19 protein-coding genes and 2 pseudogenes are annotated in these 20680 nt (G+C 68.0%); 12 read left to right on the top strand and 9 right to left on the bottom strand.

The annotated features are described in order from the left end of the window. The gene (rpe, locus tag VMD50_RS02560) at positions 1-690 is read left to right on the top strand and encodes a ribulose-phosphate 3-epimerase (RefSeq protein ID WP_414685981.1); all 690 of its coding nucleotides are present in this window, start codon (positions 1-3) and stop codon (positions 688-690) included. A gap of 35 nt (positions 691-725) precedes the next feature. Beyond that, the gene (gene ribD / locus VMD50_RS02555) at positions 726-1715 is read left to right on the top strand and encodes a bifunctional diaminohydroxyphosphoribosylaminopyrimidine deaminase/5-amino-6-(5-phosphoribosylamino)uracil reductase RibD (protein WP_325424664.1); all 990 of its coding nucleotides are present in this window, start codon (positions 726-728) and stop codon (positions 1713-1715) included. Positions 1716-1727: 12 nt separating this feature from the next. Here the strand turns inward: ribD and VMD50_RS02550 are convergent, their stop codons facing one another. Together VMD50_RS02550 and VMD50_RS02545 are read right to left on the bottom strand one after the other, a co-directional pair. Next, complete coding sequence (locus VMD50_RS02550; protein WP_325424549.1) at positions 1728-3413, bottom strand: MFS transporter; 1686 nt, start codon at positions 3411-3413, stop codon at positions 1728-1730. Further along, positions 3410-4126: an LppX_LprAFG lipoprotein gene (locus tag VMD50_RS02545; protein ID WP_414685980.1), complete on the bottom strand. Its 717-nt coding sequence runs from the start codon at positions 4124-4126 to the stop codon at positions 3410-3412. Before VMD50_RS02545 ends, VMD50_RS02550 begins: the two co-directional genes overlap by 4 nt. Before the next feature lie 84 nt (positions 4127-4210). Here VMD50_RS02545 and VMD50_RS02540 point away from each other — a divergent pair, with 84 nt between their 5' ends. Further along, complete coding sequence (locus VMD50_RS02540; protein WP_325424545.1) at positions 4211-4810, top strand: riboflavin synthase; 600 nt, start codon at positions 4211-4213, stop codon at positions 4808-4810. A gap of 247 nt (positions 4811-5057) precedes the next feature. Here the strand turns inward: VMD50_RS02540 and VMD50_RS02535 are convergent, their stop codons facing one another. Together VMD50_RS02535 and VMD50_RS02530 are read right to left on the bottom strand one after the other, a co-directional pair. Then, positions 5058-5354 (bottom strand): hypothetical protein, encoded by a 297-nt coding sequence (locus VMD50_RS02535; RefSeq protein WP_325424543.1) that lies wholly within the window; start codon positions 5352-5354, stop codon positions 5058-5060. Between the two features lie 423 nt (positions 5355-5777). Continuing rightward, the gene (locus VMD50_RS02530; protein WP_325424541.1) at positions 5778-6146 is read right to left on the bottom strand and encodes an Mtp family mycobacterial-type pilin; all 369 of its coding nucleotides are present in this window, start codon (positions 6144-6146) and stop codon (positions 5778-5780) included. A 232-nt stretch (positions 6147-6378) separates the two neighbouring features. On the opposite strand from VMD50_RS02530, the gene VMD50_RS02525 reads away from it, so the two are divergent. Genes VMD50_RS02525 through VMD50_RS02515 form a run of 3 tightly spaced genes read left to right on the top strand, consistent with a single transcriptional unit; the run spans position 6379 to position 8590 of the window. Then, positions 6379-7656, top strand: coding sequence for a bifunctional 3,4-dihydroxy-2-butanone-4-phosphate synthase/GTP cyclohydrolase II (locus tag VMD50_RS02525; RefSeq protein ID WP_325424539.1), 1278 nt, complete (start codon positions 6379-6381; stop codon positions 7654-7656). After that, positions 7653-8132 carry a 6,7-dimethyl-8-ribityllumazine synthase gene (gene ribH, locus VMD50_RS02520; protein ID WP_325424537.1) on the top strand — a complete coding sequence of 160 codons (480 nt, stop codon included), beginning with the start codon at positions 7653-7655 and terminating at the stop codon, positions 8130-8132. Before VMD50_RS02525 ends, ribH begins: the two co-directional genes overlap by 4 nt. Further along, a complete protein-coding gene (locus tag VMD50_RS02515) occupies positions 8129-8590 on the top strand; it encodes a PH domain-containing protein (RefSeq protein WP_325424535.1) in 462 nt (153 codons plus the stop codon). Before ribH ends, VMD50_RS02515 begins: the two co-directional genes overlap by 4 nt. A gap of 614 nt (positions 8591-9204) precedes the next feature. Here the strand turns inward: VMD50_RS02515 and VMD50_RS02510 are convergent. The 3 genes from VMD50_RS02510 to VMD50_RS02500 all read right to left on the bottom strand — a co-directional run bounded on the left by VMD50_RS02510 (position 9205) and on the right by VMD50_RS02500 (position 11856). Beyond that, positions 9205-9897, bottom strand: coding sequence for a TetR/AcrR family transcriptional regulator (locus VMD50_RS02510; protein WP_325424534.1), 693 nt, complete (start codon positions 9895-9897; stop codon positions 9205-9207). A gap of 820 nt (positions 9898-10717) precedes the next feature. Further along, positions 10718-11503 carry an alpha/beta hydrolase gene (locus VMD50_RS02505; protein ID WP_325424532.1) on the bottom strand — a complete coding sequence of 262 codons (786 nt, stop codon included), beginning with the start codon at positions 11501-11503 and terminating at the stop codon, positions 10718-10720. A gap of 5 nt (positions 11504-11508) precedes the next feature. Further along, positions 11509-11856 (bottom strand): hypothetical protein, encoded by a 348-nt coding sequence (locus VMD50_RS02500; RefSeq protein WP_325424530.1) that lies wholly within the window; start codon positions 11854-11856, stop codon positions 11509-11511. A 119-nt stretch (positions 11857-11975) separates the two neighbouring features. Here VMD50_RS02500 and VMD50_RS02495 point away from each other — a divergent pair. Next, positions 11976-12077: pseudogene (locus tag VMD50_RS02495) on the top strand (PH domain-containing protein); the annotation flags it as partial. Positions 12078-12081: 4 nt separating this feature from the next. On the opposite strand, the gene VMD50_RS02490 reads toward VMD50_RS02495, so the two are convergent. Beyond that, a complete protein-coding gene (locus tag VMD50_RS02490) occupies positions 12082-13776 on the bottom strand; it encodes a PecA family PE domain-processing aspartic protease (protein WP_325424528.1) in 1695 nt (564 codons plus the stop codon). A 160-nt stretch (positions 13777-13936) separates the two neighbouring features. Here VMD50_RS02490 and uvrC point away from each other — a divergent pair, with 160 nt between their 5' ends. The 5 genes from uvrC to VMD50_RS02465 are packed head-to-tail and all read left to right on the top strand — an operon-like array spanning position 13937 to position 20223. Further along, positions 13937-15880 carry an excinuclease ABC subunit UvrC gene (gene uvrC / locus VMD50_RS02485; protein WP_325424526.1) on the top strand — a complete coding sequence of 648 codons (1944 nt, stop codon included), beginning with the start codon at positions 13937-13939 and terminating at the stop codon, positions 15878-15880. Further along, a complete protein-coding gene (gene rapZ, locus VMD50_RS02480) occupies positions 15877-16800 on the top strand; it encodes an RNase adapter RapZ (protein WP_325424524.1) in 924 nt (307 codons plus the stop codon). The genes uvrC and rapZ overlap by 4 nt, the downstream gene beginning before the upstream one ends. Beyond that, on the top strand, positions 16797-17831 hold the full coding sequence (locus tag VMD50_RS02475) for a YvcK family protein (protein WP_325424522.1): 1035 nt from the start codon (positions 16797-16799) through the stop codon (positions 17829-17831). Before rapZ ends, VMD50_RS02475 begins: the two co-directional genes overlap by 4 nt. Next, a complete protein-coding gene (whiA, locus tag VMD50_RS02470; RefSeq protein WP_325424520.1) occupies positions 17828-18805 on the top strand; it encodes a DNA-binding protein WhiA in 978 nt (325 codons plus the stop codon). Before VMD50_RS02475 ends, whiA begins: the two co-directional genes overlap by 4 nt. 20 nt (positions 18806-18825) lie before the next feature. After that, a complete protein-coding gene (locus tag VMD50_RS02465; RefSeq protein WP_325424518.1) occupies positions 18826-20223 on the top strand; it encodes a WS/DGAT/MGAT family O-acyltransferase in 1398 nt (465 codons plus the stop codon). Between the two features lie 17 nt (positions 20224-20240). On the opposite strand, the pseudogene VMD50_RS02460 reads toward VMD50_RS02465, so the two are convergent. Continuing rightward, positions 20241-20680 (bottom strand): annotated as a pseudogene (locus VMD50_RS02460) (HNH endonuclease signature motif containing protein); the annotation flags it as partial.

Here is a 20680-nt window from a genome sequence, read left to right as displayed (position 1 = left end):
ATGCCCGGCCATACCGGTAGACCGCTGATCGCGCCGTCGATCCTCTCCGCCGATTTCGCCCGACTCGCCGACGAAGCGGCCGCCGTGTCCGGCGCCGACTGGTTGCATGTCGACGTGATGGACAACCACTTCGTGCCGAACCTGACCGTCGGCCTGCCGGTGGTGGAGGCCCTGCTGGCCAGCACCACCATCCCGATGGACTGCCATCTGATGATCGAGGCCCCGGATCGGTGGGCGCCGCCCTACGCCGAAGCGGGCGCCTACAACGTCACCTTCCATGCCGAGGCCACCGACAATCCCGTCGGGGTGGCCCGCGACATTCGCGCCGCGGGCGCCAAGGCCGGGATCAGCGTGAAACCGGGGACGCCGCTGGAGCCCTACCTGGAGATCCTGCCGCACTTCGACACCCTGCTGATCATGTCGGTCGAGCCCGGCTTCGGGGGCCAGAGCTTCATTCCCGACGTGCTCGGAAAGGTCCGCACCGCGCGCAAGATGATCGACGCCGGAGAGCTGACGATCCTGGTCGAAATCGACGGCGGCATCAACGAGGACACCATCGTGCAGTCCGCCGAAGCCGGCGTCGACTGCTTTGTCGCCGGGTCGGCGGTCTACGGGGCGGAGGACCCGGAGGCCGCGGTCGAGGCGTTGCGGCGACACGCCGCCGTCGCATCAGCGCATCTGAGCGCGTGAACCAGCCCCAGTCGGTCGACAGCCTCGACGCCGCGATGCGTCTGGCCATCGAACACTCCTACCAGGTCAAGGGCACCACGTACCCGAACCCCCCGGTGGGGGCCGTCATCGTCGACCCCCAAGGCCGCGTCGTCGGCGTCGGCGCCACCGAGCCCGCGGGTGGTGATCACGCCGAGGTGTTGGCCCTGCGGCGGGCCGGCGGCCTGGCCGCCGGCGGCATCGCGTTCGTCACCCTCGAGCCGTGCAATCACTACGGCAAGACCCCGCCGTGCGTGAACGCCCTGATCGAATCAAGGGTGAGCCTGGTCGTCTACGCCGTCGACGACCCCAACGCGATCGCGGGCGGCGGAGCGGGCCGGCTGCAGGCCGCGGGCGTGCAGGTGCGGTCCGGGGTGCTGGCCGATCAGGTGGCCGCCGGGCCGCTGCGGGAGTGGCTGCACAAGCAGCGGACCGGGCTGCCGCACCTGACCTGGAAATACGCCAGCAGCGTCGATGGCCGCAGCGCGGCCGCCGACGGCACCAGCCAGTGGATTTCCAGCGAGGCCTCCCGGTTGGACCTGCACCGGCGCCGCGCGACCGCCGACGCGATCGTGGTCGGCACCGGCACCGTGCTGGCCGACGATCCCGCGTTGACCGCCCGGCGCCCCGACGGCTCGCTGGCGGACCGCCAACCGCTGCGGGTGGTCGTGGGGATGCGCGAAATACCGCCGGAGGCAAAGGTTCTCAACGACGATTCGCGCACCATGGTGATTCGCACCCACGACCCCATGGAGGTGATCAGGGCGCTGTCGGACCGCACCGACTTGCTGCTGGAGGGCGGCCCCACCCTGGCCGGCGCCTTCCTGCGGGCCGGGGCGGTGAACCGCGTCCTGGCCTACGTCGCGCCGATCCTGCTGGGCGGGCCCATCACGGCCGTCGACGACGTCGGGGTGCCCACCATCGCGCGGGCGCTGCGCTGGCGGTTCGACGGGATCGACCGGGCCGGCCCCGATCTGGTGCTCAGCCTGGTGCCGCACGGCGGCTAACCCTGATGGCGCTCAGGGCGCAGGGACGACGGCGCGCTCTTGCTCGGGGACTTCGGGCTCCTCGGCGTGCTCGCTGCGGCCGCGAATCAACAGGCCCAGCAGCGCTCCCGCCACACAGACGCCGGCGGTGATGGTGAAGATCTCGCCGTACATCGCCGCGAACGACGGCAGGACGTTCTGCGCCTGGGCGACGGCTCGATCCGGCTTGCTCATGCCGCCGGGCAGGGCAGCATTTTTCTCGTTGAGGATCTGGTAGAAGCGGTACAGCCCCCATGCGCTGAGCGCGGCCACGCCGATCAGCATGCCGGTCATCCGGGACACCACCACCGCCGCGGAGGCGATGCCGTGCTCGGCCGCGGGCACCACCCGCAGGGCGGCCGACGTCAGCGGGCCGATCACCAGCCCGAGCCCCAAACCGGTGATCAGCAGATCGTTGTTGACCGCGACCCCGCCGATCAGTAGGTCGTTGTTCATCGCGGGCACCGTGAACAACCCGAAGAAGCTGTGCTGATAGTGCGGCAGGTCCACCGGCCAGTGCGCGATCAGCAGGTAGCCGCCGGCGGCGATCAGCAGCCCGACCAGGGTGACGGCGCGGTCGCCGACGCGGGTCGCGATGAAGCCGCCCAGCAACGCTCCGATCGGCAGCGCGATCAGGAACGACGTCAGCATCGCGGCCGCTTTGTTCTGGTTCAACCCCAGCACGCCCTGACCGAACAATTCCACGTCGACCAGCGTCACCATCAGCGCGGCGCCCGCGGCGAACGACGCGCCCATCGCGGCCAGGAACGGCCGGAACTGCACTCCCGCCGGATCGATCAGCCGGGTCCGCGCGAAGCGTTCCCAGAGCAGGAATATGACCGCGAAGACGGCCGCCGCGATCACCAGCGGCAACCCATAGCTAGGCAGCGCCTGCTGACCATTCGGGTTGGGGTTGTACAGCCCGATGACCGCGAGACCGAGGGTGACGGCCAGCAGCAGGCCGCCGACCACGTCGATTTTCTCCGGCGCCTCGCTGCGGTCGTGCGCGGGCAGGCTGACCTGGATCAGGGCCATGGCGACCAGGGTCAGCGGGACGTTGATCCAAAACACGTCACGCCAGTCGCGGAACAGCCAGACGATGAAAATCCCGTACAGCGGACCCAGCACGCTGCCGAGTTCCTGGGCGGCGCCGATGCCGCCGAGTACGGCGGCACGATTGCGCTGCGCCCAGAGATCGGCGCCCAGGGCCAGCGTCACCGGCAGCAGCGCGCCGCTGGCGATGCCCTGGATGGTGCGGCCGGCGACCAGCACGTGAAGCGTCTGCACGTGGAAGTTTTGTATCGGGTACCCGAGGATCACCAGGTCGCGGAGCGGGTGCCCGAAGATCTCCACATTCATGCTGGCGACGTCGAAATTGCCGATCGCCACCGACAGCGCGGTGATCACCGAGCCGACCATGAACGTGGCCAGGCTGACCTGCAGCAGTCGCTTGCGGCCGAACCGGTCGGAAGCCTTACCCAGCAGCGGCATGGCCGCGATGTAGCCCAGCAGGTACATCGTGACGATCGGGGTGATCCGCTGGAGTTGGTTAATCGGGATGCCGACGTCGTGCATGATGTCGCGCATGATGGTGACCACGACGTAGGCATCGAGGGCGCCCAGCAGCACCGCCAGGCTGCCGGCCCCGATCGCGACCCGGCGTCCTGCCAGCCGGCTCATGAGCTCGCCGCGGGCTTGTTGATCTGCACCGGCTGGTTCCAGTTCGACAACGTCATTTGGACGTTGTTGCCCTGGCTGTATTGGAGGCTGATCTGGGCCAGCTCGTGGTCACCGGTCTCCACGACCCACACCGTGGCCGGCACCGGCTTGGTCGCCTTGAAGGGGGGGACGATCTTGTTCACGGCGTCCGGCGAGACGTTTCCGCTGATGCGGACCGCGGTTTGGCCGCTGACCTGGTCGCGCCCCTCGGACTTGGCGTCGGTGAAGTTCGCCAGCACATTCGGCAGGCCGGTGTCCGGGCTCAGGATCGCGGAGGGGTCATAGACCTGGGAGGCCGGACCGACATCGGTCATCGTCTTGTCGCCGGGGTTGAGGGCGTTGGTGTACAGGTCGCCGCCCACCACGACGAAGTCGGCGCTGATGTCTTGCCCGAGATAGCTGATCTGGGCGTTGCCCTGTGCCGCGACGTTCGGGGAGGTGGTGAGGTCGCCGGTCAGGTTCCGCACGGGCAGGCCCGGGATTTTTCCGCCCACCGTCAGCACCAGATGCGCGCTCTTCAGGTTCTTGGTGGCATCCGTGGACTGCTTCACCAGCGTCGCGCCGTCGGGCAACGGGCCCCCGCTTTTCGACGAGCTGAACGAGCAGCCCGCGACCAGGGCGGTGGCAAGGCTCAAGAATGCAAGGACGGCCGACCAGCGGCGGGGGGTTTGCATACCCTGCATCGTAGAGGGTGCCGGTGACCGGCTTTGGGAACGTGGGGGCCGCCTCGCCGCGCATCGGCCCGTTAACCTGGTGCAATGTTCACCGGAATTGTCGAGGAGCTCGGCGAGATCACCGGCCGGGACGTCCTTGCTGATGCCGCGCGGCTGACCATCCGCGGGCCGGTGGTGACCGCCGATGCCGGCCACGGCGATTCGATCGCCGTCAACGGCGTGTGCCTGACGGTCGCCGAGCTGAAGCCCGACGGCCGCTTCACCGCCGACGTAATGGGCGAGACCCTCAACCGGTCCAACCTCGGCGAGTTGCAGGTCGGCAGCCGGGTGAATCTGGAGCGCGCCGCGGCCATCAACAGCCGGCTGGGCGGGCACATCGTGCAGGGGCACGTCGACGGCACCGGCCAGGTGGTGGCCCGCACCCCCTCCGAGCACTGGGAAATCGTGCGGATCGAGGTTCCCCCGGCGGTGGCCCGCTACGTCGTGGAAAAGGGGTCGATCACGGTCGACGGGATCTCCCTGACGGTGTCCGGGCTCGGGTCCGAGCCGCGGGACTGGTTCGAGGTCTCGCTGATCCCGACGACGCGGGAACTGACCACCCTCGGCCGGGCCCCGGTCGGGACGCAGGTGAACCTCGAGGTCGACGTCATCGCCAAATATGTTGAGCGGCTGATGGGCAGATAAACGCTGGTCACAGGCATAAACGTCCAGGATGTCGTGCAGCGAGGCGATGAGCCTGTCCTAGTGGACGACCGTCGGCCCACGGACACGCTGCTGCTCGTTGGACATCCCGCTGTTGGCCCTCTGGCTTACGCTGCAATACGTTTCGTGAGCGGTGGCTTGCGTTTACGCATGGTTCTCTCCGATTTCGGGCCTGTTGCCGGCCCCGGCTATCCGGAAGTGTGGCTAGGCGAAGCGTGGCTAGGCTGCGTCACCGGGTTCGGTGACCATTTCCGTCACGGTTCAGGTAACGGCGCTGTAGCCGTTCGATGAGAATCTGGGCCTCGGAGATGTCTAGCCGCAGAGCAGCCGCTTCGCGCCGGATGGCCGACGCCTGACCGTGCATGCCGGCGACATCTTGGCGCTCAAGCCACACCAGCTTGTGGCTCATCGCATGCAATTCCTCGCGCAACGCGCGGACCAGCTCCACAGCCTGCGCGACGTCGCATGCATGGACGTCGCCGGGCGGTCCCAAGCTCAAGCCCCCGCCGAAGCCCCATTCACGCATAACCCTCAAGCGTTCGCTTCGCGCTCGTGAGCGCCTAGGGCCTTAGGGCGTAGGGGCCTAGGGCCATAGGGCCCCATGGAGGCATGACGAAACCGTACTGTTCCCGGCAGGTGCTAGCGGATCCCGAGTCGGCCAGGTTTTCCTACACCGGCACCCGAGCTGCGGTGTTCTCCCAGCAACCCTGAACTGGCAGTTGATCCGTGGTTTCAAAGCACGTATGCGGCAGCCGTCGCTAATCTCAGCACCTGCCATCGGACCCAACCCTTCCGTGGGTCGCCCGCGGGTTGCTTGAGCCGATGCCGCACCGTTGGGATGCAACAGCTTGTTTGGGCAGCGCTGTTCACGAAGTTGAAAACAGGCCGCACACAGCGGCGCTTTCGCCGTTGCAGCGGCCTGCTTTCAGCTCGGCTGGTTACAGCTGGTTTAAAGGGGGCGCCAGTTGGGGCCGTCCCAGTAACCCCAATGGTTCTGGCCTTGGTCCCAGACCACCCGGGCCCACGGCGCCCACGGCGGCGGCGATGGCGGCGGGCCCGCCCAAGGCGGTGCTCCGTAGCCCGCGGGGCCGCCGTAGTTGTCGTCCCAGTCACGGCACTGGTTCCAGTTCTGGTAAGGGCCCCAGCCCTGGTCCCACTGGTCGCCCGGGCACCAGTGGTGGTGGTACATGGGAGCCGGCGGAGGAGCCGCCTGGGCGGTGCCCGAGGCCAGCCCCAGCATGGATGCAGCCAGGCCGCCGGCCGCCAGCGCACCGGTGCACAGACGAACCCAAGGCTTTGTTTGCGTGTTGGTATTCATGCCGCCTCAGATTCCCCTTAGGAATGAGGCCGAAACGCCTTCACTCGCGTTGACCGCGCCTCATAGCTTCCACCTAACTTGCGCTCACCCCGCGCTTACGCTGCGCGCCCGGGTGATCGACCCTCCCCAAAACCTCAAAAACCCGTGGCAATAACCGCGCCGCCCAGGTGGTTCATACTGAATGCGACACTTGGGCTTCTCCGGTGGGCCCCTATGAGAGCAGGCAGCAACGATGACGAGGTTGGACTCCGTCGAGAGGGCGGTTGCCGACATCGCGGCCGGCAAGGCCGTCATCGTCATCGATGACGAGGATCGCGAGAACGAGGGCGACCTGATCTTCGCCGCCGAGAAGGCGACGCCGGAGCTGGTGGCGTTCATGGTCCGCTACACGTCGGGGTACCTGTGTGTCCCCCTGGACGGCGCGATCTGCGACCGGCTGGGGCTGCTGCCGATGTATGCGGTGAACCAGGACAAGCACGGAACCGCCTACACCGTCACCGTCGATGCGAAAAACGGTGTCGGCACCGGGATTTCGGCCTCCGACCGGGCCACGACCATGCGGTTGCTGGCCGACCCCACCAGCATCGCCGAGGATTTCACCCGCCCCGGTCACGTGGTCCCGTTGCGTGCCAAGGACGGTGGCGTGCTGCGCCGGCCCGGCCACACCGAGGCCGCCGTCGATCTCGCCCGGATGGCGGGGCTGCGGCCCGCGGGCGCGATCTGTGAGATCGTCAGCCAGAAGGACGAGGGCTCGATGGCCCAGACCGATGAGTTGCGAGTCTTCGCCGACGAGCACGACCTCGCGCTGATCACCATCGCCGACCTGATCGAATGGCGGCGCAAGCACGAGAAGCACATCGAGCGGATCGCCGAGGCGCGGATCCCCACCCGGCACGGCGAGTTTCGCGCGATCGGCTACGCCAGCATCTACGAGGACGTCGAACACGTGGCGCTGGTGCGCGGCGAAATCGCCGGGCCGAACGCCGACGGCGACGACGTGCTGGTCCGCGTGCACTCCGAATGCCTGACCGGCGACGTGTTCGGTTCCCGTCGCTGCGACTGCGGGCCGCAGCTGGACGCCGCGATGGCCATGGTCGCGCGCGAAGGCCGCGGCGTGGTGCTGTACATGCGCGGCCACGAGGGCCGCGGCATCGGCCTGATGCACAAACTGCAGGCTTACCAGCTGCAGGACGCCGGCGCCGACACCGTCGACGCCAACCTGAAGCTCGGATTGCCCGCCGACGCAAGGGATTACGGCATCGGCGCGCAGATCCTCGTCGACCTCGGGGTGCGCTCGATGCGGCTGCTGACCAACAACCCGGCCAAGCGGGTCGGGCTGGACGGCTACGGCCTGCACATCATCGAGCGGGTGCCCCTCCCGGTGCGGGCCAACGCGGAGAACATCCGCTACCTGATGACCAAGCGCGACAAGATGGGTCACGACCTGGTGGGGCTGGACGACTTTCACGAATCGGTCCATTTGCCGGGTGAATTCGGCGGTGCTTTGTGAGCGGTAGCGGGGAGCCGGAGCTGCCCGCGCTGGACGCGTCCGGCCTGCGGGTCGGCATCGTCGCCAGCACCTGGCACACCGAGATCTGCGACGCGCTACTGGCGGGCGCGCGCAAAGTCGCCGCCGACTCGGGCATCGAGGACCCGACGGTGGTCCGCGTGCTCGGCGCGATCGAGATCCCCGTAGTGGCGCAGCAGCTCGCCAGCAACCACGACGCCGTCATCGCCCTGGGTGTCGTAATCCGCGGTGAGACACCGCATTTCGAGTACGTGTGCGACGCGGTGACCCAAGGGCTGACCCGGGTCGCCCTGGACACGTCGACGCCCGTCGCCAACGGGGTGTTGACCACCAACACCGAGGAGCAGGCGCTGGCCCGGGCCGGGCTGCCGACATCGGCCGAGGACAAAGGGGCCCAGGCGGCGGGGGCGGCGCTGACCGCCGCGCTGACCCTCCGTGACCTGCGCGCCCGGTCGTGAGTGCGCCCAACCGCGAGGTCTGGGATGTCGAGCTGCGTCCCCACCGGACGCCGGTTTTCGTCTATGCGGCGGCGTTTGTGATCGCCGCGGCGCACATCGTGGTGGGCCTGTTGCTCAAGATCAAGTCCAGCGGCGTCATCTTCCACACCTCCGACCAGGTGGCCATCGCCGTGCTCGGCCTGGTGATCGCCGGTGGTGTGCTGCTGTTCGCGCGGCCGCGGCTGCGCGTGGGCCCGGCCGGGCTGGCGGTGCGAAACCTCTTCGGATACAGGCTGATTCCCTGGGGTGAGGTGGCCGGTGTGTCGTTTCCCGCCGGGAAACGGTGGGCGCGCATCGACCTGCCCGACGACGAGTACGTTCCGGTGATGGCGATCCAGGCCGCCGACAGGGAACGCGCCGTGGACGCCATGGACACCGTGCGGTCGCTGCTGGCGCGATACCGGCCGGATCTGCGCTGAGCGCTATAGGGTCGCCCGATGGCGCGTCCTGGGTGGGTGACTGCCGCATTGGCCATCGCTGCGGCGCGGTTGTGTGCCTGCGCCACATCGGTGGCGGGTCGGGCGGTTTTCCGGGCTTCCGGCCAGCCGGGGGATTCTCGCTCGGGCGGGCAGCCGTCGATCTCGGCAAGTGGCCTCTTGTTGCAGTCCGGGGATTCGACTCCTTTCGGCGCGGCAACCGCGATTGCGGTGGTGACAACTACCGATTGCGGTGGTGACAACTACTTCGCCGACGTCCGGCCGGCGGAATGCTCGGCGGCGGTGGTATGCATCCTGTCCGATCCCAGAGTCCGCTGGGCGGTTGTTGGCCGTTGGTGACCCAATGTGTTGCGCTGCGGCGATTCCGGGGAGCAGGCCGACTGGGCGACCGATACGTGGAGGTGGTGGCCGCGCAGGTGGCCGCGATGCTGCAGTGCGCCCCCCAACGCTGGCGACTCTTTGCTCGAATCGGCGCTGCGGCGAAAAAAGTGGACACCTTTTCCGCTAAGGCGTTATTTGCGCCGAACGGCCTTCGCCGGCAAGCCGCATCTTCTGTGCCGTTACTAAGCAGTAGGGCGGTTCGCTAAGGACCAGTCTCATGGCAGTGCAGCCGGCCTGCGCCCCCGGGGTAGGTTCACCGTTATGGGAGAAAGAGCGATCAACTTAGATCGGATATTCCATACATTCAGCGACCCAACCGACTTGTTGGGGTGCCCGAGAGCGCAGTCGAATGCGCGTAGACACATTTCGGTGAGGTCGTCTCGCGAAATTTTCTGCGACTGAACCCATTTCACGCAGGCTGCGCGAACGAACGCCAACCAGCCCTCTACCGCGATCTCGGTGACATCGCGCAGTCTGCCCTCCGCGACGAGTTCATCGATCAGGCGTTGGCCCACGACGTTGAGCTCTTCGGTGATAATGGCCTGGATCGCCGGGTCATCCGACAATGCGCCGCGGTTCATCGCGACTGCCTCAAAGGGATGGTCGGCAAAATATTGGATGTAGGCCTCGAGTCCAGTGGCAAGCTGTTCTGTCAGCGGTAGCTGCGGATCAGGATTGGCGCGTGCCCGCAAGCGGTTACTAGCTCGCTTGAATATAGCTACGTATAAGTCTCGCTTGCTCGGGAAATAATGGTACAGCGTCGCTCTCGACACACCCGCGCGGGCGGCGATCTCCTCCACCCACACATCTTCATAAGGCTTTTCCGCGAATAACGCTGCTCCGATGTCGAGCAGCTGCTCGCGTCGCTGTTGCGGCTCTAGCCGGGACGGTCTCACCGTGCCGACCATAATCGATGAGTGACGCGCACGGCAAGAGACACATCGTTACAATACGTGTTCAATACAGCTAACTGGCTGCGTCAAACGTTTGCACATGAAGAGCCGTAGGGCAGGGCTTTTTTGGGAAAATCAAGTTCGCCTGACTGGCCAGGTCAGCTGAGCTCTTCCAGGAAAACTCGGTCGCCCCTGTGGCAAAGAGACCCAGCAAACAGGCGAAGCAACCCGGCGAATCGGAAGCTATCGGCAGCAAATCGTCCGCGTTGATTCGGGTACGAGCGTACCATATCGTGCGAGACTAGTCTTCGGTGACAACGACAGGCGGACCGCTCGGCTTGGCACGCCGGAGGTTAGCGGCGGGCCGACAGGGCGGCGGGCCTGCTCGATCAGCATGGTCACCGAGCGGTAGCTGATGGGCTTCCCGTGCAGCCACCACCCGTTGCCGCGGCGTCGTTTCGCCACGGCGGCGTGTAACTGCTGCTCATAGCGTGGTCCCGATCGGGTCGATTATGCGGTGCAGCCCTTCAGCCGCCGGCGCAGGTGTTCAAAACTGGCGATGGCGCGGCGCATCTCGGTGCATGCGCCGCGTCTCGGCTCGGCCGCCAGGCGCCCGATCCGCTGCGCACGGACTCGCCCTCGGCCAGCGCGATTCCGTGTCGACACGGAGTTGTCAACAGTCGAAATGTGCAATAAGGCTTGGGTGTGCTCTGAAATGTTTTCTGACAATCGCACCCATCATTTGCTCAAGACGTTTCAGCGTGGCGCGATTATCAGCTGCCTGATGGCACGGGAGATTTTCTGAGATACCCCCTGACTGTGTCTGCCGGGGCAATTAGGCAATGGCGAGCACGTGATTCCTAGCAATCCAGTCGTCGATCTGGCCCACGGTGACGGGTAGCGCTTCCCCTGAAAACACCATGTGGTCGGAACGCGGAATTTCGACGTGGGTGCCCTGCTGATACTTGGCTGCGGTCTGGCGCACGACTCCGGTTGACACGATCCGGTCGCACTCGCCCCCTATCACCAGCACGGGGGTTGTCACCGCTGCGAAGTCGACAAGGGTTGGCTTGGAAAGCTTCAGCACCGCAAGGGCCATCTCCCAGAATGCTCGTCCGGATTCGCAGACCAAGCCGTCATATATCTCGCGGGCGGTGTCCTCAGCCTGAGAGTTGGCGATCCACCGTTGACATTGCTCTAACGTCGGGGGATACACCGGCTTGGCCCATGCGCGTGGCCGCAGCAAGGACGGGAGGGACATCCGCATGTTTGTGGGAGTCGTACCGAGGATGCCCGCGGTTGGGCCAGGACACGCTGCGACCAACCCAGCGTGGTGTGTGCGCGCGGCAACCAATTGCGCCAGCAGCCCTCCCATCGAATGACCTATTAGAAGCGCTGGGGAATCCAGGGAATTCACGTATGCCACCAGGTCGTCGGTGTAGTCGCTGAGGCTTAGTGACGCGACCTTCATCGCGCCTTCCCGCATTGGTAGGTCGTGATGACGCAGCGTCGGGGTGTGCACCCTGTAGCCACGCTCTTCGAACGCGGTGCGGGCCGGAGTCAGCTGCTCGCCACGGCTCCACGCGCCATGAATCAGGACGACGTGCTTGGTATCGGACATGAGACTCAGGATGACAGCCGATGCGGCAGACTGCCCTGTAAGCGCCATTTTGGGTACACCTCCGCGGGGGGCCCGGTTGGTGTGAGTTGGGTCGCTAGTCGGGTTTGGCAGTTGCGGCGGCGTTTGGTGGCGATGCGCGCGGCCCGGTTTTGCGCGCGGGGTGCGCCGGCGTGGGACATCATCGCCATGCGCTCGCCGCACCGGTCGGTGGCCTTCGGTGCATCGCCTGTGGGCACAGACAAGCTGGGGAACAGCAGCGCGCTACCCGGGGTGGTGACGTAGGTGTCGGGCAGGGTCCAGATCACCGTGCCGCTGACGACCTGCCCGTCCGACACCCGATGCCGAGGAGCCACCGCCCTTTTAGGTATCGCCCCCATGTTGTTGTCCGCGCGCCCCGGCTGCGGATGGGGCCGGCCGGGCTGTCGGTGCCGAAAACTGTTCGAATACAAGCAGATTCCCTGAGCCGACGTGGCCGGTGATGGCGATCCAGGCCGCCGACAGGGACCGCGCCGTGGACGCCATGGACACGGTGCGGTCGCTGCTGGCGCGATACCGGCCAGACCTGCGCGTCTAACGGTTCAGGCGTCGAAGAACAACGTCCCGGTGTTGAGGGGGGCGTACGACAGGTAGATCGGCATTATCTCGAATGGCGAATTCCCGGTATTGAAAAGGCCATTCGCCCCGGTGACGACAACCGGGGCGGTCGGAGCCGCACCGACCGTCTCCTGGTAGAGCGTGACATCGTTGGCGGTGTAGACGGTGAGGGTCGTTCCCTGCGGCACGTAACCGTCCACCGAGCCGGTGCCTAGCGTCGCGGGGATATCTCCCCACAGGCCACCGGAATCCACGAACGCGTCATTAACGGTCACCGCGGTGCCGCCGTTGACCGAAACCTTCAGCGTGGTCACCGGCGCCCCGGAAGACGAGGTGAGGGCGGCCAGCGGGTTGGCGCCGAACTGCGCAGAGCCGGCGGGCTCGTTGAGAAGCACACCCTGGTCGAGGGTGCCCGGCAGGGCTTGCACGGGGCTAGTGCCCAGTGGGCCGACGAGGTTGCTCCCGCCGATGCCCAGAACCGGAAGCCCGTCGGCGACGGGCAGATTCGTTGACATGCCGTTCTGCGTCTGCGTCACGGACGTGATCACGGCAACGGTGGTCGGCTGGGTGATGATGCCATTCCCGAAGTTCACCGTTGCCAGATACGTTGTGTAGTTTTCGGTTAGCGTGTTTCCCCCGTCGCCGTAAATGACGCTGCCCGTCCCGGTGGGGCTGCCGAGGGTCGCGAAGTTGACGTCCTGCGGCGGGACGACGAGACCTCGGGATCCCGTGTCGAGAACCACTTGCGAATTGGGTCCGCCGGCGATCGAGACGTCGACGTAGGGCCTGTTGATCTGCTGGTCCACCTGCACCGGGATGGTGGGCGCACCACCGGTGCCGCCGGCGGCCCCGTGCAGGCCCAACAGGGGCGCGGCGCCGCCGGCACCGCCGACACCGCCCGCGACGCCCCCGGGACCGCCGGAAACCCCGCCGGTACCGCCCGCGCCGCCGTTGCCGACCAGCCACCCGCCGCGGCCGCCGGTACCGCCGCTGCCCCCAAGCTCCCCGCCCAACCCGCCGGGCCCGCCGTTGCCGAAGTACAGCGCGCTGCCGCCGACGCCGCCGGTACCGAACGGCCCGCCGATCCCGCCCGCGCCGCCGTTGCCCCAGATCAAGCCGCCGGTGCCGCCGGACCCGCCGGACGCGTCCCAGCCTCCCATGCCGCCGGCACCGCCGGAGCCGATCAACCCGGCCGGACCGCCCGGGCCGCCGGCTTGCCCGGACGCTCCCGACCCGCCGCTACCGCCACTGCCCAGCAGGATCCCGCCCGCCCCGCCGGCCTGCCCCGATCCCGGCGTCCCGTTGAGGCCGTTGCCGATCAGCGGGCGCCCCACCAGCCGCTCGGTGGGCAGGTTGATCACCCCGAGCACGTCTAGCGCGAGGATCTGCAGCGGGGAGCTGCTGGCGGCCTCGCTGGCCGCATACGCGCCCGGAGCCCCGCTCAGCGCTGCGACGAACTGGGCGTGAAACGCCTCCGCCTGCGCGCCGAGCGCCTGATAGTCCCGGGCGTGGCTGGAAAACATCGAAGCGATCGCCGCCGACACCTCATCGCCGGCGGCCGCCACCACCCCGGTGGTGGAGGCCGCCGCCGCCCTGTGGGCCACCGCCACCGACGAACCGATACCCGCGATATCGCCGGCCGCGTCCGTGACGAGTTCCGGCTCGATCACCAACGACACTCGGAACCCCCAGCGGTAGTGGTTGCCCGGCGATCAGGGATACGCGGATCGTAGCCCTCCCAACAGCGAATTCCGCGGTTTTCGAGGACGCCTCGCGCGCGCGACCCCGAGGGCGCCCCGCCGCTCTCGACGCCCCGTCAGCGACTACTAGCCTGGGAACGTGCCAGATCCCGCAACGTATCGCCCCGCGCCCGGGTCCATCCCGGTCGAACCGGGCGTCTACCGGTTCCGGGACGCGCACGGGCGGGTCATCTACGTCGGCAAGGCCAAGAGCCTGCGCAGCAGGCTGACGTCCTACTTCGCCGACATCGCCGGCCTGCACCCGCGAACGCGGCAGATGGTGACCACCGCGGCCAAGGTCGAGTGGACGGTGGTCAACACCGAAGTCGAGGCGCTGCAGCTGGAATACAACTGGATCAAGGAGTTCGATCCGCGCTTCAACGTCCGCTACCGCGACGACAAGTCGTACCCGGTGCTGGCCGTCACGCTCAACGAGGAGTTCCCGCGGCTGATGGTCTACCGCGGTCCCCGGCGCAAGGGCGTACGCTATTTCGGGCCGTACTCGCACGCGTGGGCGATCCGCGAAACGCTGGACCTGCTCACCCGGGTGTTCCCCGCGCGCACCTGCTCGGTCGGGGTGTTCAAGCGGCACAAGCAGATCGACCGCCCGTGCCTGCTCGGCTACATCGACAAATGCTCGGCGCCCTGCGTCGGGCGGGTCAGCGCGGAGCAGCACCGCCAGATCGTGGAGGACTTCTGCGACTTCCTGTCCGGCAAGACCGACCGGTTCGCCCGCGACCTGGAGCAGCAGATGAACGCCGCCGCCGAGGAACTCGACTTCGAACGGGCGGCTCGGCTTCGTGACGATCTCGGCGCCTTGAAGCGGGCCATGGAAAAGCAGGCCGTGGTGCTTGGCGACGGCACCGACGCCGACGTGGTCGCCTTCGCCGACGACGACCTGGAGGCGGCGGTGCAGGTGTTCCACGTCCGCGGCGGCCGGGTCCGCGGCCAGCGCGGCTGGATCGTCGAAAAGTCCGGGGACCCGGGAGAATCGGGCGAGGAGCGGTTGGTCGAGCAATTCCTGACCCAGTTCTACGGCGAGCAGGCCGAACTCGATGGCGCCGCCGACGAATCCACCAACCCCGTGCCCCGCGAGGTGCTGGTGCCGTGCCTGCCGTCCAACTCCGACGAGCTGACCAGCTGGCTGTCCGGCCTGCGCGGCTCGCGGGTCGCGTTGCGGGTGCCGCGGCGCGGCGACAAGCGCGCGCTGGCCGAAACCGTGCAGCGCAACGCGAAAGAGGCGCTGCAGCAACACAAGCTGAAGCGGGCCGGCGACTTCAACGCGAGATCGGCCGCGCTGCAGAACATTCAGGAGGCGTTGGGTCTGGCCGATGCGCCCCTGCGCATCGAGTGTGTCGACATCAGCCACGTGCAGGGCACCGACGTGGTGGGCTCGCTGGTGGTGTTCGAGGACGGCCTGCCGCGCCGGTCGGACTACCGCCACTTCGGCATCCGCGAGGCGGCCGGGCAGGGACGCTCCGACGACGTGGCCTCCATCGCCGAGGTGACCCGGCGCCGGTTCGCGCGGCACCTGAGCGAGCAAAAAGACCCGAATATGCTTTCCCCGGAAGGAAAATCACGCCGCTTCGCCTACCCGCCCAACCTGTTCGTCGTCGACGGCGGCGCTTCGCAAGTCAACGCGGCGTCCGCCGTGCTCGATGAGCTCGGCATCACCGACGTCGCGGTCATCGGCCTGGCCAAGCGGCTGGAGGAGATCTGGGTGCCGTCGGAGCCCGACCCGATCATCATGCCGCGCAACAGCGAGGGCCTCTACCTGCTGCAGCGCGTGCGTGACGAGGCGCACCGGTTCGCCATCGCCTACCATCGCAGCAAGCGATCCAAGCGAATGACCGCCTCAGCGCTGGATTCGGTGCCAGGATTGGGGGAACATCGCCGCAAGGCGCTGGTAACCCATTTCGGATCGATAGCCCGCCTCAAGGAGGCCACCGTCGACCAGATCACCGCCGTTCCGGGCATCGGCGTGGCCACCGCCACGGCCGTCCTCGAGGCCCTGCGACCCGAGCAACCGGAAGTTCCGGAATGACGAGCCAAGACGAGTTCACCGACAACCACCGCGGCGGCGCCTACCCGGAAGACGGAGCCGGCATCGACGTCGTGCTGGTGACGGGGTTATCGGGGGCCGGGCGGGGCACGGCGGCCAAGGTGCTCGAGGACCTCGGCTGGTACGTGGCCGACAACCTACCGCCCCAGCTGATCACCCGGATGGTCGATTTCGGGCTGGCCGCCGGTTCGCGGATCACCCAGCTGGCGGTGGTGATGGACGTGCGGTCGCGGGGGTTCACCGGCGATCTGGATTCGGTGCGCAACGAACTGGCCACCCGCAACATCACCCCGCGCGTGGTGTTCATGGAGGCCTCCGACGACATGTTGGTGCGCCGCTACGAACAGAACCGCCGCAGCCATCCGCTGCAGGGCGAGCAGACCCTGGCCGAGGGCATCGCCGCCGAACGCAGGATGCTGGCGCCGGTGCGGGCCACCGCCGACCTGATCATCGACACCTCGACCCTGTCGGTGCGGGGCCTGCGGGAGAGCATCGAGCGCGCCTTCGGCGGCGAGACCGGCGCGTCCACCAGCGTCACCGTCGAGTCGTTCGGCTTCAAGTACGGCCTGCCGATGGACGCCGACATGGTGATGGACGTCCGGTTCCTGCCCAACCCGCACTGGGTCGACGACCTGCGCCCGCTCACCGGCGAGCATCCCGCGGTGCGCGACTACGTGTTGGGCCAGCCCGGCGCGGAAGAGTTCCTCGACGCTTACCATCGTTTGCTAAACCTCGTTGTCGACGGCTACCGCCGGGAGGGCAAGCGTTACATGACGGTCGCCATCGGCTGCACCGGCGGCAAGCATCGCAGCGTCGCGATCGCCGAGGCGTTGATGCAGCTGCTCAGGGGCAACCCGCAGCTGGCGGTGCGGGTGCTGCACCGGGATCTGGGTCGCGAATGAGTGATGGCATCGTTGCGCTGGGGGGCGGACACGGCCTGTATGCGACGCTGTCGGCGGCGCGCCGGCTGACGCCCCACGTCACCGCGGTGGTCACCGTCGCCGACGACGGCGGCTCGTCGGGCCGGCTGCGCAGCGAACTGGATGTGATCCCGCCCGGCGATCTGCGAATGGCCTTGGCGGCCTTGGCCTCCGACAGTCCGCACGGGCGGCTGTGGGCGACCATCCTGCAGCACCGATTCGGTGGCAACGGCGCGCTGGCCGGCCACCCGATCGGCAACCTGCTGCTGGCCGGCCTCAACGAGGTGCTCGCCGATCCGGTCGCCGCCCTCGACGAGCTCGGCCGCATCCTCGGCGTGAAGGGCAGGGTGTTGCCGATGTGCCCGATCGCGCTGCAGATCGAGGCGGACGTGTCCGGCCTGGAGGCCGACCCGCGGATGTTCCGCCTGATCCGCGGCCAGGTGGCGATCGCGACCACACCGGGCAAGGTGCGGCGGGTCCGGCTGCTGCCGCCCAATCCTCCGGCGACCCGGCAGGCCGTCGACGCCATCATGGCCGCCGACCTGGTGGTGCTGGGGCCCGGATCGTGGTTCACCAGCGTGATCCCGCACGTGCTGGTGCCGGGGCTGGCCTCGGCGCTGCGGGCCACCACCGCGCGGCGGGCGCTGGTCCTCAACCTGGTCGCCGAGCCGGGGGAGACGGCCGGCTTCTCGGTGGAACGCCACCTGCACGTGCTGGCCCAGCACGCGCCCGGCTTCACCGTGCACGACATCATCATCGACGCCGAACGGGTGACCGGTGAGCGCGAACGCGAGCAGCTGCGCCGTACCGCGACGCTGCTGGAAGCCGAGGTCCACTTCGCCGACGTGTCCCGACCTGGTACACCTTTACATGACCCGGGCAAGCTCGCGGCGGCGCTCGACGGGGTCCGAGCGGGCCACAGTGGTGGTTCGAAAGGCCCGGGAGCCCCCTCGGCGACGACCACGAACGAAATCCGCGTCGACGGTGAGAGGGGTGACGACGCGTGGCGATGACGACCGAAGTCAAAGACGAGCTGAGCCGCCTGGTTGTGAAGTCGGTCAGCGCGCGGCGCGCGGAGGTCACGTCCCTGCTGAGGTTCGCCGGCGGGTTGCACATCGTCGGCGGCCGGGTGGTCGTCGAGGCCGAGGTGGACCTGGGCAACGTCGCGCGCCGGCTGCGCAAGGACATCTTCGAGCTCTACGGGTACAACGCCGTCGTGCATGTGTTGTCGGCCAGCGGGATTCGCAAGAGCACCCGCTACGTGCTGCGGGTGGCCACCGACGGCGAGGCGCTGGCACGGCAGACCGGGCTGCTCGACATGCGGGGCCGTCCGGTGCGCGGGCTGCCCGCCCAGGTCGTCGGCGGCAGCATCGCCGACGCCGAGGCGGCGTGGCGGGGCGCCTTTTTGGCGCACGGGTCGCTGACCGAGCCGGGACGTTCGTCGGCGCTGGAGGTCAGCTGCCCCGGCCCCGAGGCCGCGCTGGCGCTGGTGGGCGCGGCACGCCGGCTGGGGGTCAGCGCGAAGGCGCGCGAGGTGCGCGGCGCCGACCGGGTGGTGGTGCGCGACGGTGAGGCGATCGGCGCCCTGCTGACCCGGATGGGGGCCCAGGACACGCGGCTGATCTGGGAGGAGCGGCGGATGCGTCGCGAGGTGCGCGCGACTGCCAACCGGCTGGCCAATTTCGACGACGCCAACCTGCGCCGCTCGGCGCGGGCGGCGGTCGCGGCGGCCGCCCGGGTGGAGCGCGCGCTGGAGATCCTCGGCGATACCGTCCCGGAGCATCTGGCCTCGGCGGGCAAGCTGCGCGTCGAGCACCGGCAGGCCTCCCTGGAGGAGCTGGGCCGGCTGGCCGACCCGCCGATGACGAAAGACGCTGTGGCCGGCCGCATTCGGCGGTTGCTGTCGATGGCCGACCGTAAGGCGAAGGTCGATGGCATCCCGGACACCGAGTCGGCGGTGACGCCGGACCTCTTGGAGGATGCCTGACACCGGGCTACGGTCAGGTCATGAAACGGCTTTCGAGCGTTGACGCGGCGTTTTGGTCCGCGGAAACTGCGGGCTGGCACATGCATGTGGGCGCTCTGGCCATCTGCGATCCCCACGACGCGCCCGAGTACAGCTTTCAGCGGCTCCGCGAACTGATCATCGAGCGGCTCCCGGAGCTGCCGCAGCTGCGGTGGCGGGTCACCGGGGCGCCGCTCGGGCTGGACCGGCCGTGGTTCGTCGAGGACGAGGAACTCGACGTCGATTTCCACATCCGGCGCATCGCCGTTCCGGCGCCCGGCGGCCGCCGGGAGCTCGAGGAGCTGGTGGGCAGGCTGATGTCCTACAAGCTGGACCGCTCCCGGCCGCTTTGGGAGATGTGGGTGATCGAGGGCTTGGAATTTGGACGGATCGCAACGCTGACCAAAATGCACCACGCCATCGTCGACGGGGTCTCGGGGGCGGGGCTGGGCGAGATCCTGTTGGACGTCACCCCGGAACCGCGTCCGGCGCAACGGGAAACGGTGGGATCGCTGGTCGGATCGAAGATTCCGGGGCTGGAACGACGCGCGGTGGGCGCGCTGATCAATGTCGGCATCAAGACGCCCTTCCGCATCGCCCGGCTAATGGAGCAGACCCTGCGCCAGCAGGTCGCCGCGCTGGCTGTGAGCAGCAGGCCGCCGGGCTACTTCGAGGCGCCCAAGACCCGGTTCAACGCTGCCGTGTCGCCGCACCGGCGGATCACGGGTTGCCGCGTCGAGCTGGCCCGCGCCAAGGCCATCAAGGACGCGTACGGCGTCAAGCTCAACGACGTCGTGCTCGCGCTGGTGGCCGCCGCCGCGCGCGAATACCTGCAGAAGCGGGGAGAGCTGCCGGCCAAACCGCTCATCGCGCAGATCCCCGTGTCCACCCGCACCGACGAGAACAAGGACGACGTCGGCAACAAGGTCAGCTCGATGACCGTGTCGCTGGCCACCGATATCGAGGACCCGGCCGAGCGGCTGCAGGCCATCCGCGAAAGCACCCAGAGCGCCAAGCTGATGGCCAAGGCGTTGTCGGCGCACCAGATCATGGGGCTGACCGAGACCACGCCGCCCGGGCTGCTGCAGCTGGCCGCGCGCGCGTACACCGCCAGCGGGCTGTCGCGAAACCTGGCCCCCATCAACCTGGTTGTGTCCAACGTCCCCGGTCCGCCGTTCCCGTTGTACATGGCCGGCGCCAAGCTGGATTCGCTGGTGCCGCTCGGCCCGCCCGTCATGGACGTCGCCCTGAACATCACCTGCTTCTCCTACACCGACTACCTGGACTTCGGCTTCGTGACGACGCCCGAAGTGGCCAACGACATCGACGACATGGCCGACCGCATCGAGCCGGCGCTGACCGAGCTGGAGAAGGCAGCCGCGCGCGAAGCGAGCAGCTAGCCGAAGACGATCCCGGGTCAATCGGGTTCGTCGTCGTCGTCGTCCTCGTCTTCGTCGTCGCGGAGGAATCGTTCGGGGTGATGGAAGGTGTTGGTTCGGGGTTGTCCGTGGTCGAGGTTTGGCGGTGGTATCCATTCGGTTTGGCCTCGGGCGTTGGTGCGGGTGGTCCAGCCTTTTTCGGCGAGTCTGTTGTCGGGGCCGCAGGCCAGGGTGAGGTCGTTGATGTCGGTGCGGTAGGTGGTTGCCCAGCCCCGCACGTGGTGGACTTGGCTGTGGTAGGCCGGGGCGTCGCAGCCGGGTTTGGTGCAGCCGCGGTTCCTTGGCGTACAACATGATCCGCTGGGCGGGGGAGGCCAGGCGCTTGGTGTGATGTAGCGCCAGGGGTTTGCCCTGGTCGAAGATCGCCAGGTAGTGGTGAGCGTGGCTGGCCATGCGAATCAGGTCCGACATCGGAAGC

This window comes from Mycobacterium sp. (assembly GCF_035506235.1).
Lineage (GTDB): Bacteria > Actinomycetota > Actinomycetes > Mycobacteriales > Mycobacteriaceae > Mycobacterium.
This window is presented reverse-complemented; position numbering and strand designations above follow the sequence as displayed.

Coding starts and splice junctions, on each gene's coding strand:
- VMD50_RS02505 (WP_325424532.1), bottom strand. CDS start 11,503: ATGTCCGATACCAAGCACGTCGTCCTGATTCATGGCGCGTGGAGCCGT.
- VMD50_RS02510 (WP_325424534.1), bottom strand. CDS start 9,897: ATGGTCGGCACGGTGAGACCGTCCCGGCTAGAGCCGCAACAGCGACGC.
- VMD50_RS02475 (WP_325424522.1), top strand. CDS start 16,797: ATGAGTGATGGCATCGTTGCGCTGGGGGGCGGACACGGCCTGTATGCG.
- VMD50_RS02540 (WP_325424545.1), top strand. CDS start 4,211: ATGTTCACCGGAATTGTCGAGGAGCTCGGCGAGATCACCGGCCGGGAC.
- VMD50_RS02535 (WP_325424543.1), bottom strand. CDS start 5,354: ATGCGTGAATGGGGCTTCGGCGGGGGCTTGAGCTTGGGACCGCCCGGC.
- rpe (WP_414685981.1), top strand. CDS start 1: ATGCCCGGCCATACCGGTAGACCGCTGATCGCGCCGTCGATCCTCTCC.
- VMD50_RS02530 (WP_325424541.1), bottom strand. CDS start 6,146: ATGAATACCAACACGCAAACAAAGCCTTGGGTTCGTCTGTGCACCGGT.
- ribD (WP_325424664.1), top strand. CDS start 726: ATGCGTCTGGCCATCGAACACTCCTACCAGGTCAAGGGCACCACGTAC.
- VMD50_RS02525 (WP_325424539.1), top strand. CDS start 6,379: ATGACGAGGTTGGACTCCGTCGAGAGGGCGGTTGCCGACATCGCGGCC.
- rapZ (WP_325424524.1), top strand. CDS start 15,877: ATGACGAGCCAAGACGAGTTCACCGACAACCACCGCGGCGGCGCCTAC.
- VMD50_RS02545 (WP_414685980.1), bottom strand. CDS start 4,126: ATGCAAACCCCCCGCCGCTGGTCGGCCGTCCTTGCATTCTTGAGCCTT.
- VMD50_RS02465 (WP_325424518.1), top strand. CDS start 18,826: ATGAAACGGCTTTCGAGCGTTGACGCGGCGTTTTGGTCCGCGGAAACT.
- VMD50_RS02550 (WP_325424549.1), bottom strand. CDS start 3,413: ATGAGCCGGCTGGCAGGACGCCGGGTCGCGATCGGGGCCGGCAGCCTG.
- whiA (WP_325424520.1), top strand. CDS start 17,828: ATGACGACCGAAGTCAAAGACGAGCTGAGCCGCCTGGTTGTGAAGTCG.